This is a genomic window from Flavobacterium ponti (assembly GCF_042652765.1).
In the GTDB taxonomy this organism is placed as follows: Bacteria; Bacteroidota; Bacteroidia; order Flavobacteriales; family Flavobacteriaceae; genus Flavobacterium; species Flavobacterium ponti.
In genome coordinates this window covers 152,483-169,605 of sequence record NZ_JBHSGW010000002.1, presented here as the reverse complement: position 1 = coordinate 169,605, position 17,123 = coordinate 152,483, and the positions used below count along the sequence as shown (strand labels likewise).

The window sequence follows — 17,123 nt, the reverse complement described above, 5'->3', positions numbered from 1 at the left end:
TTTATTTACTCCCAAAAATCAGGAACTTCTGTTGACCATAGTCTGTTACACTCTCCGCAAATAGGTCTAGTTGTTAAATAATATCCATTTAAAAACTCAAAATAAATTTGTAAATCATATTCATAATCTTTGTATAAAGCATATTTTCCTGATTTACAATATTCTGGTGTGTCTTTTGGAGGGGGCATTAGTTCACAATTTGCAACGTCAAAAAAAGCATAATATTCAGCTACCGGACATGTAAAAGGGTATTTTGTTTCTGGTTCACCTTCGAAAAAATCATTATAATTAAAAAATAATCTTTTAGTTGAAATACTTGAAATATCAAAAAAGCCAATAACTCTTTCTGAATTGTTTTCTATATTTTTAATATTTCCATTAATAAATCCAGGTTGATTAGGTGATAAAATGCTATTAGTTCCAGAAAAATCTTTTAACGTTTTATAGAAAGTGTAAGCTTCTAAGTTTTGAATATATTGCTTGACTAAAATACTATAACGATATGCAATTATAGAGTTGTTTTGTGGTATAAATCGAACTGGGAAATTCTCAATTCGATCTTCAGAAAGTGCACTATTATTGTTGAGAATAATTTCATTAGAGTGTACAGTATTATAACAAACAGAACTATCATAACTTTTAGTTGTAGTAGTAATTGCAACATCATATGTTGTTGTATTGTAATTAAAATTTAAACTATCACTAGTCCAAAAGGGAGAAACGATTTTATAGGTTTCTTCATATTCAAAACGATAATAGTTTGAAGTTTTTGTTGGGTCAAACGAATTAGTTGTTATTTCAACACCCTCTACACCAAATAAATTAGTTCTATTGGCATTAATTTCTGTTATTGGAGATATAGTAGTTAATTTCTCTCTAGTTGAAGAATATTGTTTTCCGTTACTAGTATTTACAAAAAGTTGGTATTGTCTTGTTGGTATCGCTTGAAATTCAAATTCAGAAATATATTTCCCATCTTCTTCAATAAAATCAAATTTATTTCCTAAATCATCCGTTATATAAACAGTTGCATTGGTTTCAAAAGTTGGATTTTTTTCTTCTAACTGAAAAGTTCTAGTGATTTTTATTTCATGTTTTTTTAATTCATTTGTAACAGTAGCTTCAATAACTAAAACATCTTCAAAAGTGTTGTTTTGAAGTGCATAAGGCTCAGTACAACTTGTAAAAATTGCAAAAAAGCTAACTGTTATAAATGCTATAATTTTTTTCACTTTATTAAAATTTGAAATTATAAGTAATTGTAGGAATAGGTATAGCAAAAATAGATGTTTTATAAGCTTTTATTTCTCCGTTGTCAGTTACAAAAAACACTGAATATGGATTGTTTCTTCCTAAAACATTATAAATAGATATGTTCCAAAAACTATGTGCTAATTTTTTTAATTTATGATTTCCTTCAATATTGAAACCTATGTCCATTCTATAATAATCTGGAATTCTAAATTTATTTCGATCACTATACAATGTATAATTTGCATTTCCATATTGGTATGTTCCAACAGGATAAGTTATTGGTCTTCCTGTTTGATATATAAAATTAGCTGAAAAACTATAACGTTTAGTGAATCTATAATTTAGAATAGCACTAAAATCATGAGGTTTGTCATAATTAGCGGCAAAATATTCTCCATTATTTACTTTCTCTTCATTAAATTGTCCATCTAATTTAAGAAAAGTTCTTGAATATGTATACCCAATCCATCCATTTAATCTTCCTGATTGCTTTTTTAATAAAAACTCAACTCCATAAGCTTTTCCTTCTCCTTGTAATAATTCAGTTTCTACATTTGAATTTAATACTAATTCTGCACCAACCTTGTAATCAAGTATATTATTTAATTTTTTAAAATATCCTTCTACACTTACTTCGTAAACATTGTCTTTAAAATTTTTGTATAATCCTAAAGAATATTGTGAAGCATTTTGAGGTTTAACATTTAAATCTGATGTTTTCCATGTGTCTAAAGGTGATTGAGTTGTATTGCTTGATAATAAGTGTAAATATTGATAAGTTTTGTCATAACTTCCTTTTATTGCCATATCTTCAGTTAGTTTAAAACGTGCTGAAATACGTGGTTCAAAACCTCCATAAGTTTTTATTACTTCGTTATTTTTAAATGCCTTTGTTTCAATTATTGTTGCTTCACTTTTTGGAAGTCCATCACCATATACATTTTGTAAAGATTCTCCTAATGATGCAAAATAAGAGTATCTAGCTCCAATATTTACAGTTAATCGTTCATTAATTTTTATTTGATCGTTCACAAATATACCAGACTCTAATGCTTTTTCTCTATCAACTCTTTTTACATCTATTATAGATTGCTCACCAAGCGGTCTGATTTCACCAGGATCTAATTTGTAATGTTTTGTTGAAATTCCATAGTTGAATTTATGTGTTTCGTTTAAATTTGTGTTGAATTTTAACTGCAATTGAGTATCATTTATTTTATAACCATATTCAAAAGAATTAGACAACCCATTATCATAATCAATATCAAATTTATATTGACTGTTGGATAGATTTAATGAAAAATTGGTCTTATCATTTAATTTATGTTTCCATTTAACCGTAGCTAATGTATTATTGTAGTGATAAATTGAATCTGAAGAAATACTAAATTCATCATCACTGTAGTATAATGTTGTTTCAAGTTCGTTTTTATCATCTATAATGTGATTATATTTAACAATTGCATCATAAAAAGAAGCTTTGCTGTTTTGTAATTGAGATTCTTTTAATGATCTTAAAATCCAACCAGAATAAGTAGCTCGAGCTCCAACTAAAAGACTTGATTTGTTTTTTATAACTGGTGTGCTCACAGTAATGTTACTTGTTACTGGTCCAATTCCTCCTTCTCCTGATAATTTTTCTAAATTTCCGTTTTTGGTTGAAATGTCAAATACTGAAGATAACCTACCTCCAAACTGTGAAGGGATACTACCTTTATAAATATCTGCACTTTTTATAGTGTATGCATTTATAGAAGAGAAAAATCCAAAGAAGTGTGCTGGATTGTATAAGACAGCATCATCTAGTAAGAATAAGTTTTGATCTTCTTTTCCACCGCGAACATTAAATCCTGATGAACCTTCTCCAACACTTTTTATACCTGGTATGATAGTAGCTACTTTTAGAATATCTCTCTCTCCCAAAACCATGGGTACACTTTTTATTTCTTCAGAAGTAATTGTTGTTACACCACTAGTAACATTATTAATGTTTTGTTTTTCTTTTCCTGTTAGTACTACTTCATCAAGTTGGTTTATTTTTTCTGTTAAAGAAAAATCCATTTTTCCATGATTATACATCATTACTTTTTTATATTCCCCTAAATAGTTTAATGATACAACTTCAATTTCATTTAATCCTGCTGGTATAGCAAGAGTATATTTTCCGTTATCATCTGTAACAGCGTTTTTTGTTTTGTCTAAAGTTCTTACAACAATACTAGGAATTGGTTCACCGGTTTTTTCGTTCTTTATTACACCAGATAATATGTATGAACTTTGAGAATTATTTTTAGTTTCTTTACCAATTAATATAATTGAACTACTTTTTTTGTTTTCGTATTGTTGATAAAAAACCGGATCATTTTTTGAAATTGTTTTAGTTTCTACTACTGTAGTTTTTATTTCTGATTCGGGAATTTTTTCATAAATAATACTGTTTCTAGTAAGTATAATTTTATTATTATCTATAAAATAATTTAAATTAGTTTCTTTAAATGTTTCAACTAAAACATCCTCTAAAGTTGCATTCTTAAATGTTTTTGATAGGTTAATTTCATTTTCAATCAGCCAATTTTGATTAAAGAAAAATTTATAATTGGTTTCTGATTCAATAAATTTAATGACTTCAGTTATTTTAGAATCCTTAAATTCAACAGAAAATAATTTTTCTTCTTGAGAAAAAGTTAATTGAGAAAGAATAAAAAAGAAAAGGATGAATAATTTTTTCATTTTTTTATAATAAGTTTATTGACTAATGTTTTGTAATAAATTAGTAAAGAATTCTGTCTTGTTTTTCTTTTTTAATTCTGAATTGTTTTTGTAATACTCATTGATGATTTTTCTTTTTTCAGGAAAAATTTTCGATATAGAAGTTTTAGATGATATTTCTGAAAAAATGTTATTTTTTTTAACTACAAAGGTTGTTTCGTCACTGAATTCGACAAGAACATTTTTATTTACAAAAACTTCTCTTTTACTTTTGTAATGCTTTATGTAAAAACTCAAGGTGCTGTTTTTTAATTTTTCCTCATAAAACCCTTTAATGACTTTGTCTTTTTCATTGTCGTTATTAATATTTATAAATTTTATTCCATTAATTTGAAACGAATTTATATTTGCCTTGATGATGTTTACACCTGTTTTTTCTGATCTACCAGAAGGTCTGTAAACTAATTCATCATTGTAAGCATCATATTTTAGATATACATCAAAATAGAGTTGATTTATATAGTTTAATGAGCCAATTGTAAATTTTTCACTCATGAAATAAATATCCTTATTGTCATTAACTCTGAAATTGTTTGAGTGGAATAGACCATTAGTGATGGCTAAGTTTTCTTTTCCAATTATGCTGTCGTATGTTGTGAGGTAATCTTCTTTCTCTTGAGCATTTAAATTAGGTAAAAAAAATAAAAATGTTCCAAAGATTAAAAGTAGTAGTTGTTTAAAATTCATGTAAATATCTTTTGATAAATGTATAAAAAAAAACAAAACAAAAATGTTAAAAGTAAGATTTTACATAAAAAACAAAAATTTCGTTATTAAATTAATAATAACGAAATTTTTTATGAATTAAATAATCGAAATTAACCTTGAGGTTTATCTTTTTTCTCAATTGGCTTTTCTTCTCTAGGAGGTCTAGGTAATAAAGCCTTTCTTGAAACTTTTTCTTTTCTTGTTTTTGGGTCAACACCAAAATATTTTACCATGAATACATCACCCATCTTTACAACATCAGTAACGTTTTCTGTTCTTTCCCAAGCTAATTCAGAAACGTGTAATAAAACTTCGTTTCCTGGTGCTTGTGTATATTCTACAACTGCTCCAAAATCCAATAGTTTAATTACTTTTACTTCGTAAGCTTCACCCACTTCTGGTTTGAAAATAATTGAATCAATTTTAGCCATAACTGTTGCAATTCCTGCTGGGTCAGTTCCTAAAATTTCAACAATTCCTTCTTCAGTGATTGGGTCTTCATTGATAACAATTGTTGTTCCTGTAGCTTTTTGTAATTCTTGAATTACTTTTCCACCAGGACCAATTAATGCTCCAATAAATGCATTAGGGATTCTTCTAGTAATGATTTTAGGAGAATGTGCTTTTACATCAGCTCTTGGTTGAGCAATTGTTTCAGTTAATTTTCCTAAAATATGTAAACGACCGTCTCTAGCTTGTGCTAAAGCCTGTTCCATAATATCATAACGTAAACCGTCAATTTTAATATCCATCTGACAAGCAGTGATACCATCAGCAGTTCCTGTTACTTTAAAATCCATATCACCTAAATGATCTTCGTCTCCTAAGATGTCAGATAATACTGCAAATTTAGTTCCGTCTGTAATTAATCCCATGGCAATTCCAGAAACTGGTTTTGTCATTTGAACACCAGCATCCATTAAAGCCATTGTTCCAGCACAAACTGTTGCCATTGAAGAAGAACCATTAGATTCTAAAACTTCAGAAACAACACGAATTGTATAAGGACAATCAGCAGGGATCATGTTTTTTAAAGCACGTTGTGCTAAATTTCCGTGTCCAACTTCTCTTCTAGATGTTCCTCTTAAAGGTCTTGCTTCTCCAGTTGAAAAAGGAGGGAAGTTATAATGTAAATAGAATTTTTCTTCTCCTTGTTCAGAAGGTGAATCTATTTGATTTGCTTCTCTTGATGTACCTAAAGTAACTGTTGCTAATGCTTGAGTTTCTCCACGTGTAAATAAAGAAGAACCGTGAACAGAAGGTAAATAATCAGTTTCACACCAGATTGGTCTGATTTCTGTTGTTTTTCTTCCGTCTAAACGAGTTCCTTTTTCAAGGATTACATTTCTTACAGCTTCTTTTTGAGTTTTATAGATGTATTTACCAATTAATTCAGATAAATCAGCATTTTCAGCATGATCTTCTTCAGTAAATAAGGCTTTAATTTCTTCTTTGATTTCTGCAAATTTTTCACCTCTTTCGCTTTTTGCAGAAGCTGCTTCAGCTATTGAATAATATTTGTCGTAAGCAAATGCTTTAATTTTTGCATAAACTTCTTCGTTTTCTGGTTCTCCATCATATGTTCTATATTCTGGTGTTCCAACTGCAGCACGTAATTTTTGTTGAGCGGCAACTTGAACTTTAATAGCTTCATGTGCAAATTTTATTGCTTCCACCATTTCAGCTTCCGAAATTTCATGCATTTCTCCTTCCACCATTGCAACAGAATCCATAGAAGCTCCAATCATCATGTCTATATCAGATTGTGCTAATTGCTCTCTACTTGGGTTGATTACAAATTTGCCATCAATTCGCGCAACACGTACTTCTGAAATTAAATTGTAAAATGGGATATCTGATACGGCTAATGCTGCTGATGCTGCTAAACCTGCTAATGCATCAGGCATAACATTATCGTCATGAGACATTAATTGAATCATCACTTGGGTTTCAGCGTGATAATCATCTGGAAAAAGTGGACGCAATACACGGTCAACTAATCTCATGGTTAAAACTTCACTATCACTAGGACGTGCTTCTCTTTTGAAAAATCCACCAGGAAAACGTCCTGCAGCGGCAAATTTTTCGCGGTAATCTACTGTTAATGGTAGAAAATCAACACCTGGGTTTGCTGTTCTTGCTGACACTGCAGTTGCAAGCAACATACAATCTCCCATTCTAACAACCACAGATCCATCCGCTTGTTTCGCTAATTTTCCAGTTTCGATTGAGATGCTTCTTCCATCTCCCAAATCGATAACTTCTTGAAATACTTTTGGAATCATAATTTTTTAATTCTTAATTAAACAAAGGGTTAGTTGTGTTGTAGTTGTTGTGTAGTTGTTTGAAACCCAATGAAAAACCGAACTTTTTCTAATATAAAACGTAAAATAAAAGGGGCACAAAGCCCCTGATATTTATTATTTTCTGATGTTTAATTCTTTGATAATCGCACGATATCTCAAAATGTCTTTCTTGATTAAGTAGTCAAGAAGACTTCTTCTTTTTCCTACTAAAAGTACTAACGAACGCTCTGTGTTATAATCATGACGATTTTTCTTTAAGTGCTCTGTTAAGTGTGAAATTCTGTGAGTGAATAAAGCGATTTGTCCTTCTGCAGATCCTGTGTTTTCTGCTTTTCCTCCGTGTTTAGCGAAGATTTCTGCTTTTACTTCTTTAGTTAAGTACATGCCAATATTATTTTTAATGATTATTATGTATGAATTGTATGGTAGCAATTCGGGTGCAAAGATAATCTTATTTCAAAACAAAACAAGTACTATTTGAATAATAATGCAACTTGCTCATTCACAAACTCTAAAAAGCGTTCATCTGCTTCTGAAAATGGGTCAATTACATGAGAATCAATGTCTATTTGACCAATGTTTTTTCTATCTACAAATAAAGGAACTACAATTTCAGATTTTACCGTGAAACTACAAGCAATATAATTATCTTGAGCTGCAACATCTGGAACTACGAAATTAGCATTTGACTCTGCTACTTGTCCACAAATGCCTTTTCCAAAAGGAATAACAGTGTGGTCTGTTTCTGCACCAACATAAGGTCCAAGATGTAATGTTTTAGTTTCGTGATTGGCAAAATAAAATCCTACCCAATTGTAATAAGAAATATTATCTTGTAAATATTGACAAATATGTTTTAGTTTTTCATCTCTCGTTAAAGATTCATTTGTGATAAATTCAACAATCGATGGTTTTAATGTTTCAAAATTCATTTTTACAATTTTTTTACAAAAGTATTTAATACAATTCATATCAAAAAACGAATTGATTTTATTTTAACGTAAGTTTATAGTTGAATTGAAAATTTAAAAATCTCAATTCTTTAAGTTAAAATGTATATTTTTGAAAAAAAAATCGACTTGAAAAAAATATTTATTCAATATAAACCCTTTTTTACCTTTCTAATAAAGTTTGTTTTATTCTATTTTGTTTTTGCATTTATTTATAATCAATTTTTAAATCAGTTTGATGTTTCTAAATTTGAGTTGGATTCAATAACTAAAATGGTTTCAAATCATACTTCTTATTTTATGCATTTGTTTGATGAAGATTGTAATGTAATTCCAAATAAAAATGAAGCTTCAATGAAGGTTATTTATAATGGAAAATATATTGCAAGAGTAATTGAAGGATGTAATGCTATTAGTGTAATTATTTTATTTGCCGCTTTTATTTTTGCGTTTGCTTCTAATTGGGTAAAAACATTTTTATATATTATCATTGGTTCTCTGTTAATTTATGTATTGAATATTGTTCGAATAGGTTTATTGGTTTGGGCAATTTATTACTATCCAGATTATCAGGAATTTTTGCATGGAACAGTTTTTCCTCTTTTTATTTATGGAGTTGTATTTATTCTATGGATTATTTGGGTTACTAAATTTTCGAAATATGCCAAATAAACTCTTAAGATATATAGGAATTTCTATTGCTTTACTTTTGATAGTTAGTATTCGATTTTTTGAGCACAAATTATTTTATGATCCTTTTTTGCAATTTTTTAAATCTGAATATCAAAATAAATCTTTACCTGAATTTGATACTTTTAAGTTGTTTTTGAATCTTTTTTTAAGATTTATAGCAAACACTATACTTTCTATCACAATTCTGTATTTATTTTTTCTAAATAAAATGCATATCAAAATTGCAGCCGTTTTATATGTAATTTTATTTGTTATTTTAATAAGTGTTTTATTTTATTTATTGCTTTTTTCAAGTAGTCCAAACTATTTGTTTTTATTCTACATTCGAAGATTTTTAATTCAGCCTATTATGTTGTTGCTTTTAATTCCAGCTTTCTACTTTCAGAAATTAACAAGTCAATAACTTTTATAATAAATTGAAATTGTATATTTGCATCAATGAAATTTAAAAACCACATAAGTATTCTTTTAGCATCTGTAGTCTTTATGGCTAACATTGGCTATGGTTTTACGGTGCATTTTTGCAATGATACTATTGCTTCTATTTCATTGAATGCTTCTTTTGAAGAACCTTGTGAAAAACCAGCAGTTTCTTGTTGTGCAACAGATAGCAAACATGATAGTTGTTGTTCTAACAAAATCATCAAGGTTGAAAAAAAGCACGATAACTTTTTAAATAAATCTTTAAAATTTGAAACCAGTGTTGCAACTTTAAACACTATTTCACCTATTGAATTTACTGATAATGCAGTTTTGTTTTCTATTAATGAAAATCCTGCTTTTTACTGTGAATCCAATGCTCCACCACTTTATAAATTGTATTGTAAATTAGTACTTTATGCATAATTTTTTAATGTTTTTTGTCAAATAAGAATTGATTAAATAACGTTAAATAAAAATTATGTATAAAAAAATAATGTATTTACTATTGTTAGTTACTTCGATTGCGCAAGCTCAAAATGATGTAATTAAAGGAAAAATAGTAGATGAAAATAATGAAACTTTATTAGGAGCAAATGTCTATTGGCTCAATACAAATATTGGTGTGGTTACCAATGAAAATGGTGAATTTACCATAAAAAAATCAGATGAAACAACAAGTTTGGTTGTAAGTTATATAGGTTACAATACCAAAAAAATTGAAGTAAAAGATGATTCTTTTTTAACTATTCAATTAAAAGCTGTTGAAGAACTTACAGCAGTTACTGTTTCAAAAACTTTAAAAAGTACAGAACACTCGCTTTACAAAGCAACCAATGTGCAAACTATGGGACAAAAAGAGTTGTTGAAAGCTGCTTGCTGTAATATTTCTGAAAGTTTTTCTACGAACCCATCCATTGACGTCAATTATTCGGATGCAGTTACTGGAAACAAACAAATTAAAATGTTGGGATTAACAAGTCCATATATTCTAATTGCTGAAGAAAATATTCCTTCTGTTCGTGGAGCTTCTCAAGCTTATGGTTTATCTTTTGTTCCTGGAACTTGGGTAGAAAGTATTCAAGTTACAAAAGGAGCTGGAAGTGTAATTAATGGTTATGAAAGTATTTCAGGTCAAATTAATTATGAATTATTGAAACCAGCTAATGACATTCCTTTTTTCTTAAATGCTTATGCTGGAATGGGAGGAAGATATGAAATCAATACACATTTCAATAATAAATATTCAGACAAATTGAGTTCTACATTATTTGTTCACGGAAACACTCGTTTGGGTAAAAATGACAATAATGATGATGGTTTTTTAGATAATCCATTAGGAAAACAAGTAAATATTTTAAATCGTTGGCAATATAATGATGCAGAAACAGGAATTGTAAGTTTCTTGAATCTTCGTTACATGAACGACGAAAAACAAGCTGGTCAAGTTAGTTTTAATCCAGAAACAGATAAATTAACAACTAATGCTTGGGGAAGCGAAATTGATACTGAAAAAATAGAAATATCAAATAAAACAGGTTATGTTTTTCCTGATATGCCTTTTCAAAGTATTGGTTTTCAAAATTCATTTCAATCGCATACTCAAGATTCTTATTTTGGTTTAAACCAATACAACATTGATCAGAAAAGTTATTATTCTAATTTGTTATTCAGTTCCATAATTACCAATACAAAAAACAAATTTACAACTGGAGTTAATTTTACTTATGATAAGTACAAAGAGTTTATTGCTGTAAATTTTGCAAGAGATTTTTCTAGAATCGACAATTCAGTTGGAGCTTTTTTTGAATATGATTTTGATAATTTAGATAATTTTCAGGTTGTTGCAGGAATTAGAGTAGACAACCACAACCGATTAGGAACTTTTGTTACTCCAAGATTACACATTAGATACAATCCTTGGAAAGATGCTGTGATTAGAGCATCAGCTGGAAGAGGAAAACGTGCAGCTAATATTTTTGCAGAAAACCAACAATTATTTGCTTCAAGCAGAAATTTCTCCATTTTAAATACTGATGGGAAATTATATGGTTTAAACCCAGAAATTGCATGGAATTATGGACTAAGTTTTATTCAAGATTTTAAATTATTGGGAAGAGATTCAGGAATTGTTTTAGACTATTATAGAACAGATTTTCAAAATCAAGCCGTTGTAGATGTTGATTTTAGTCCACAAGAAGTTGTTTTTTATAATTTGGAAGGTAAAAGTGTTGCCAATTCTTTTCAAGCAGAATTTAATATTGAATTGAAAAAGCATTTAAATTTCAAAACAGCTTATAAATATTATGATGTAAATACAGATTATATTGTTGGAAATCTTCAAAAGTCGCTTCAAGCTAAAAATAGATTTTTTGCTAATTTAGCTTATGAAACACATATTTTAGACAAAGGGCAACAATGGAAATTTGATGCAACATACAATTGGTTAGGAAAACAACGTTTACCTAAAACAGTAAGTAATCCAACAGCTTATCAGTTGTCAGAATTTGGAGAAGCTTTTGGAGTTGTAAACGCACAAGTTACAAGGACTTTTTCAAGTACATTTGAGATGTATGTTGGTGGAGAAAACATTGGTAATTACAAACAAAATAATGCTATTGTTGGAGCAAATGACCCTTTTGGTTCGTATTTTGATAGTAGTATGATATATGGTCCAACTTTTGGGTCAATGTATTATGTAGGTTTACGATTTAAAATAAAATAATTATATAAAAGGTTTAGATATGAAAAAAATATTTTTAGTACTTCTGGTTTCTATAATTGGAATTTCAGTACAAGCACAAGAAAAAAAGAAAAATAAAAACGCAAAAACTGAATTCAAAGTTGAAGGTAATTGCGAAATGTGTGAAAAAAGAATTGAAGCTGCTGCTTTTTCTGTAAAAGGAGTTAAAAGTGCAGATTGGCATGCTGACCATAAAGACATTCATTTAATAATTGATGAAAATAAATGTTCAAAAGAAGACGTTGCTAAAGCTATTGCAGCTGTTGGACATGATACAGAATATGCTAAAGCTGATGACGAAGTATACGAAGAATTACACGGATGTTGCCAATATGGACGAATAGAATAAAAAGAAGCAACTTTTTTAAAATTGAAAAATCCCGATAAGTGAATCTTATCGGGATTTTTTTATTCTACTTCAATCAGAATGTTTTCATAATAAAAATTCCCTTCATTATCAATGCCTTGAATATTTATTAAAAAACTTTTTTGTTTTAGAGTAGGTATTTTGAATTCAAATTCACCATTCTCATTTGTGTATAAATTTGGAATCCAATGCACTGTTCCATATTTTTTAAAAGCGTTGTCTTCATAATAAGCATATGTAGGATTTTTAAAAGGAACTTCTTTTTGAAAACCATCTTTTATTAATAACGATTTTGAATTCACTTTCTCATTATTTATACTTCCAAATTGTTTTTTGGTGTAAATTCTGATAGTTCCACTTGGAGAGTTCATACCCGTTCCAAAACCTCTTTTGTTAATATAAATTTCATCTACCATATTTAAATTCATATTCAATATCAAATCTAAGCTACCCAATGGTGCATCATCAAGAAATATGGCAGGAGTAAGAGAACCTTTGAATGAATTAATTGTTCTATTTGATATAGAAACAGAACCACCAACAGTTTTTACGTCAAATCCATGAGATTGAATAAAACCAATTACATCATAATATAGATCCGCTTTGTCTTGGTCAATTTTATAGCCTTGTGAGCCACCTCTATTATAAAAGTTTGTGGTGTTTTCTAATTTTAATTTAACCTTATCAGAAACAAGAACATCTTTAAGAATTGTTGTATTTGTTAGATATGGAAAATCAGAATTGTATTCTGTTAATGCATTGAATATCTTATTTTCACATTTTTCCTTTAATTCAGGTAAAGTTTTTAAAAATCTATTCTTGTTATTTGAAACTTTTGAATACAATTTAATTGTTTCATATTTAGATTTATCATTTAATAAAGAAATGAAAAAAGAAGTTGAATCTGTTGCTACAATGTTTTCAAACAAAAATTTATTATTCTCGTCTATTTTGCCTTTGAGGTTTATGCCATTTGCAAATGAAGTCAAAGTTAAAGTGAATTTATCTTTGTTAGGAATCAACTGGTTTAATGTCCCTTCAATATTTAAACCAACGTCAAAAGGATATTTTATTATTGGTTTTTTAGTTAGAATGTTATTCCATTCATATTTTAAAGAAGTTTGATTTAGAAGAAATAAGTCCAATTCAAACTGTTTTTTACGATTATAATCATTAAAATAATAGGAATAGTTTTCTAGTTTGTTTAGTAAATAATTATTGAAAGTTAATTGAGAAATTATTGAATTATCCTCAAAAGAAGTAATTGTTTCATTAGGTAATATACTAATACTAAAATTAGCTATTTTATCTTTTAAAAGACCTTTTATTGTTAATGAATCATTTAATTTATTCTTTTTTTCCAAAATAATTTTAGATGCACTCTTTACATGATTATAGACAAGTCTTTCTGTAATTGAATTATTATTTTCATCTAAAACACGAATAATATTAACTCCCTTAAATAAAACGCTTTTATCTAATATAATATCTCTTGATGTGCTTTCAAAATAGAAATCAGTCAAATTAACTTGATCGTTTTTTTGAATCATCAAGGTAAAGTTTTTGTCTTTAATTTTTTCAAATGTAAAGTTGTTGGTTTTGGCTTTAATTGCTATTTTGTTTTCATCAGAATAATTATTAACACTAAGCACAATACCTTCACTTTTCACAAAAGGGAGGTTTTTTTCTATTTTTTCACCACTTTGTTCTGCTACAATTTTATATATTTCATTTTTTGTTTTTAAAATATCGAATTTCCCATAACCCTTACTATTTGTTGCAAATTGATTTATCAAAGTATTTTTTGAATCATATACTTTAATATTACTTAATTTAATTCCTCTTCCATCACAATTTGTTATGTGAATACCAATGGTGTTGTCTGACTCGAGTAATAATTTTCCACCTTCAATAGAAAAATCAATAGTAGCATTGTCAATAGATGTTTCGTTTTGAATAGAGAAATTATCTTTTGTGTTAATTATTTCAATTGGATAATATGAAGATTCATCTTCTTCAAAATTATTCATGAAATTAGTATATGTGTGAATGTAATAAGTTCCTGAATCATAAGATTCATTTAGTTTGAATTGACCAATAATAATTCCGTTTGAAGCAAGAAATAACTTGTTGGTGATTTCGTTTTTGTCTTTGTCTAAAATTCTAACATATACATTTGTTGTTTGATAATTTAATCCATTTGATTTTTTATCAATAATATATCCTTTGAACCAAATGGTTTCATTAGTTAAATAATTATTTTTGTTAAAATGAATGTGAATATTTTCGCTTGCTAAACTATAATAATCGTTAATGGACTTTAGGATTATTGAATGATTATCTTTTTCTTGTGCTTTTGTGATTAAAAACAGAAAAATAGATACTAGAGAAAAAAATTTTTTTGACATAAATTTACTTAAGTTTTAATAGTATTTGATGTATTGTAAAATCTTAAAGAGCGAGTTTATTTTACTTCAAGAGTAATGTTTTCATAATAAAAATTTCCTTCATTATCAATGCCTTGAATATTAAAAGCTATTGATTTTTGCTCTAAAATTGGGAACTTAAACTCAAATTCACCATTTTCATCTGTGTAAATATTTGGAATCCAATCGATAGTGCCATATCTTCTAAATGAAAGGTTTTGATAATTCACATATTGTGGATTTTTAAAAGGTTTTTCTTGCTGAAACCCATTTTTAATTAACACTGCAATAGAAGAGTTTTTTACTTCTTTGGTTGTTCCAAATTTCTTTTTTGTATAAATTCTTATAGTTCCACTTGGAGCACTCATTCCTTGACCATACCCTCTTTTATTTAAATATACTTCTTCAACATCCTTTAGTGATAAATTTAATAAACTGTCAAAGTTACTTAATGGAGCATTGTCAAGATATACAGTAGGTTTTAATGATGATTTCGCATTTATTGAATTAACTATTCTTGAAGCAATTATAACTCTGTTTGATTTTGGATCAATTTTTACATCAAAACCATGAGTGCTTATAAAACTTAACACATCTTGGTATTGTTGTTCTGTTGAATCGTCAATTTTTATGCCTATAGTACCCGTTCTGTTTTCAAAATTATCTGTATATAAAAATTTTTCTTTTACTGTTTCGGTTAACACAACGTCGTTTAATTGGTTTACTGTTTCAACATACGGATAGTCTGTGTTGTATGACGTTAGTGAAATGTATTTTCTTGGACTACATTTAAAAACATTATTAAGTGAAGGTTTCAATAAAACTTTATTGTTATTTAAAATTTTTGTGTTAAAATGAATATTCTCGTATTTTGAATTGTTTTTTAGTAGTGAGATAAATAGAGTAGAGGAGTCAATAGCAATTAAGTTATCAAATTCAAATTTGTTTTCTTGGCTTAATTCTGTTTGTAGGTTTAAACCATTGTCTTTTAATAATAGGAAAACTATGTAATTTTCATTGTTTTTAACTTTTTCAATGGTAGATCCTTCTAAAGTTAAACCTTTCTCAAAAGGATACTTAATTGTTGATTTCTTAGTTGTAATGTTATTCCAATTGTACTTGTTAGTGCTTTGGTTTAATAAGGCTAAATCTAATTCATATTGTTTGTTTCTATCAAAATCTTTAAAATAATAAGAATAATTTTCAAGTTCATTATTTAAATAAGTATTAAAATTAAATTGTGAAGTTATAGCATTTTTTTCAAATGATGATGTAGTTTCAGCTGGAAGAACACTCACACTGAAATTTGCAATTCTATCTTTTAGTCTTCCTTTAATTATAATGGAGTCTTTAAGTATAGTTTTCTCTAAGTTTATTTTAGTAGGATTTTCTGGGTGATTGTAAATAAATCTCTCACACAAAGAATTATTATTTTGATCAATAATTCGTATGCTATTTAATCCTTTAAATAAAATTTTTTTTTCTAAAATTAAATCTTTAGTAGTCTCATCTAAATAAAAATCAGCAAGTGAAATTTGATTGTTTTTTTGAATAACTAAAGTTAAACTTTCGTCTTTAATTTTTTCAAAAGTATAAATGTTTGTTTTTATTTTTATTAAGAAATTATTTGTATCAGAATAATTATTTACACTCATTGTTATGCCTTCAGAATTTACATCAGGAAGTTTCTTTTCAACCTTAACTCCATTTTGTTCTACAATAATTTTATAATTTTCATTCTTTGTTTTTAGAATATCAAATTTACCGTAACCTTGACTATTCGTTGAAAATTGATTAATAATGTTGTTTTTTGAATCTATTACTTTTATACTATTTATTTTGAGTCCTTCTCCAGAACAATTTTTTATTTGAACACCAATTGTATTGTCGCATTGAAATATTAATTTGCCACCTTCAATTGAAAATTTTATAAAGTCTTCACTAATTGTATTATCGCTATTAGATGTAGATTTATCTTTTGTGTTAATTATTTCAATAGGAAAAATTGAAGATTCGTCTTCTTCAAAATTATTCATAAAATTAGTGTAGGTATGAAGGTAGTATGTTCCAGAATTATAATTATTATCAAGTTTAAAATTTCCAATGATAGTTCCGTTATTTGCTAAAAATAATTTATTAGTAATCTCAACTTTATTTTCGTCTAATAATCTAACATATACATTTGTGGTTTCGTTATTTAAGCCATTTGTTTTTTTATCAATAATATATCCTTTGAACCAAATGTTTTCATTTGTCAAATAACTGCTTTTGTTTAAGTGCAAATGAATATTCTCACTAGATAAACTATAGTAGTTGTTTATTGATTCAATAATTTTTTGATGGTTATCTTTTTCTTGAGCACTTACACTATAAAAAAGAAGAATAAAAAACAGAAATGGATATCTTTTTTTCATGAAAATTTTTTATAAATATAAAAAAAATCCGACAGATATATCATGTCGGATTTATTTTTTTATAAAATGCAAA

Annotated in this window: 13 protein-coding genes; 5 read left to right on the top strand and 8 right to left on the bottom strand. The window is 27.6% G+C overall.

The window, feature by feature from the left end; genetic code table 11:
* Positions 1-5: 5 nt before the first annotated feature.
* The 6 genes from ACFO3U_RS03315 to ACFO3U_RS03290 form a co-directional block, all read right to left on the bottom strand.
* A complete protein-coding gene (locus ACFO3U_RS03315; RefSeq protein ID WP_379738312.1) occupies positions 6-1,232 on the bottom strand; it encodes a DUF4249 domain-containing protein in 1,227 nt (408 codons plus the stop codon).
* Positions 1,233-1,236: 4 nt separating this feature from the next.
* Positions 1,237-3,984 carry a TonB-dependent receptor gene (locus ACFO3U_RS03310; RefSeq protein WP_379738311.1) on the bottom strand — a complete coding sequence of 916 codons (2,748 nt, stop codon included), beginning with the start codon at positions 3,982-3,984 and terminating at the stop codon, positions 1,237-1,239.
* Positions 3,985-3,999: 15 nt separating this feature from the next.
* A complete protein-coding gene (locus ACFO3U_RS03305) occupies positions 4,000-4,710 on the bottom strand; it encodes a hypothetical protein (RefSeq protein ID WP_379738310.1) in 711 nt (236 codons plus the stop codon).
* Between the two features lie 131 nt (positions 4,711-4,841).
* Positions 4,842-7,016 (bottom strand): polyribonucleotide nucleotidyltransferase, encoded by a 2,175-nt coding sequence (locus ACFO3U_RS03300; protein WP_379738309.1) that lies wholly within the window; start codon positions 7,014-7,016, stop codon positions 4,842-4,844.
* A 135-nt stretch (positions 7,017-7,151) separates the two neighbouring features.
* Positions 7,152-7,421 (bottom strand): 30S ribosomal protein S15, encoded by a 270-nt coding sequence (rpsO, locus tag ACFO3U_RS03295; protein WP_338376346.1) that lies wholly within the window; start codon positions 7,419-7,421, stop codon positions 7,152-7,154.
* Between the two features lie 89 nt (positions 7,422-7,510).
* Positions 7,511-7,969: a GAF domain-containing protein gene (locus ACFO3U_RS03290; protein WP_379738308.1), complete on the bottom strand. Its 459-nt coding sequence runs from the start codon at positions 7,967-7,969 to the stop codon at positions 7,511-7,513.
* A 147-nt stretch (positions 7,970-8,116) separates the two neighbouring features.
* On the opposite strand from ACFO3U_RS03290, the gene xrtF reads away from it, so the two are divergent.
* From xrtF to ACFO3U_RS03265, 5 genes are read left to right on the top strand one after another with little or no spacing between them, the layout of a single operon-like run.
* Complete coding sequence (xrtF, locus tag ACFO3U_RS03285) at positions 8,117-8,659, top strand: exosortase family protein XrtF (RefSeq protein WP_379738307.1); 543 nt, start codon at positions 8,117-8,119, stop codon at positions 8,657-8,659.
* Positions 8,649-9,083, top strand: coding sequence for an exosortase F system-associated membrane protein (locus ACFO3U_RS03280; RefSeq protein ID WP_379738306.1), 435 nt, complete (start codon positions 8,649-8,651; stop codon positions 9,081-9,083). Before xrtF ends, ACFO3U_RS03280 begins: the two co-directional genes overlap by 11 nt.
* 35 nt (positions 9,084-9,118) lie before the next feature.
* Positions 9,119-9,526 carry an HYC_CC_PP family protein gene (locus ACFO3U_RS03275; protein ID WP_379738305.1) on the top strand — a complete coding sequence of 136 codons (408 nt, stop codon included), beginning with the start codon at positions 9,119-9,121 and terminating at the stop codon, positions 9,524-9,526.
* A gap of 55 nt (positions 9,527-9,581) precedes the next feature.
* Positions 9,582-11,825 carry a TonB-dependent receptor gene (locus ACFO3U_RS03270; protein ID WP_379738304.1) on the top strand — a complete coding sequence of 748 codons (2,244 nt, stop codon included), beginning with the start codon at positions 9,582-9,584 and terminating at the stop codon, positions 11,823-11,825.
* A gap of 19 nt (positions 11,826-11,844) precedes the next feature.
* On the top strand, positions 11,845-12,192 hold the full coding sequence (locus ACFO3U_RS03265; RefSeq protein ID WP_379738303.1) for a heavy-metal-associated domain-containing protein: 348 nt from the start codon (positions 11,845-11,847) through the stop codon (positions 12,190-12,192).
* Between the two features lie 59 nt (positions 12,193-12,251).
* On the opposite strand, the gene ACFO3U_RS03260 is transcribed toward ACFO3U_RS03265, so the two are convergent.
* Both ACFO3U_RS03260 and ACFO3U_RS03255 read right to left on the bottom strand, forming a co-directional pair.
* Positions 12,252-14,618 (bottom strand): hypothetical protein, encoded by a 2,367-nt coding sequence (locus ACFO3U_RS03260; RefSeq protein ID WP_379738302.1) that lies wholly within the window; start codon positions 14,616-14,618, stop codon positions 12,252-12,254.
* A gap of 56 nt (positions 14,619-14,674) precedes the next feature.
* A complete protein-coding gene (locus tag ACFO3U_RS03255; protein WP_379738301.1) occupies positions 14,675-17,050 on the bottom strand; it encodes a hypothetical protein in 2,376 nt (791 codons plus the stop codon).
* Positions 17,051-17,123 lie beyond the last annotated feature (73 nt).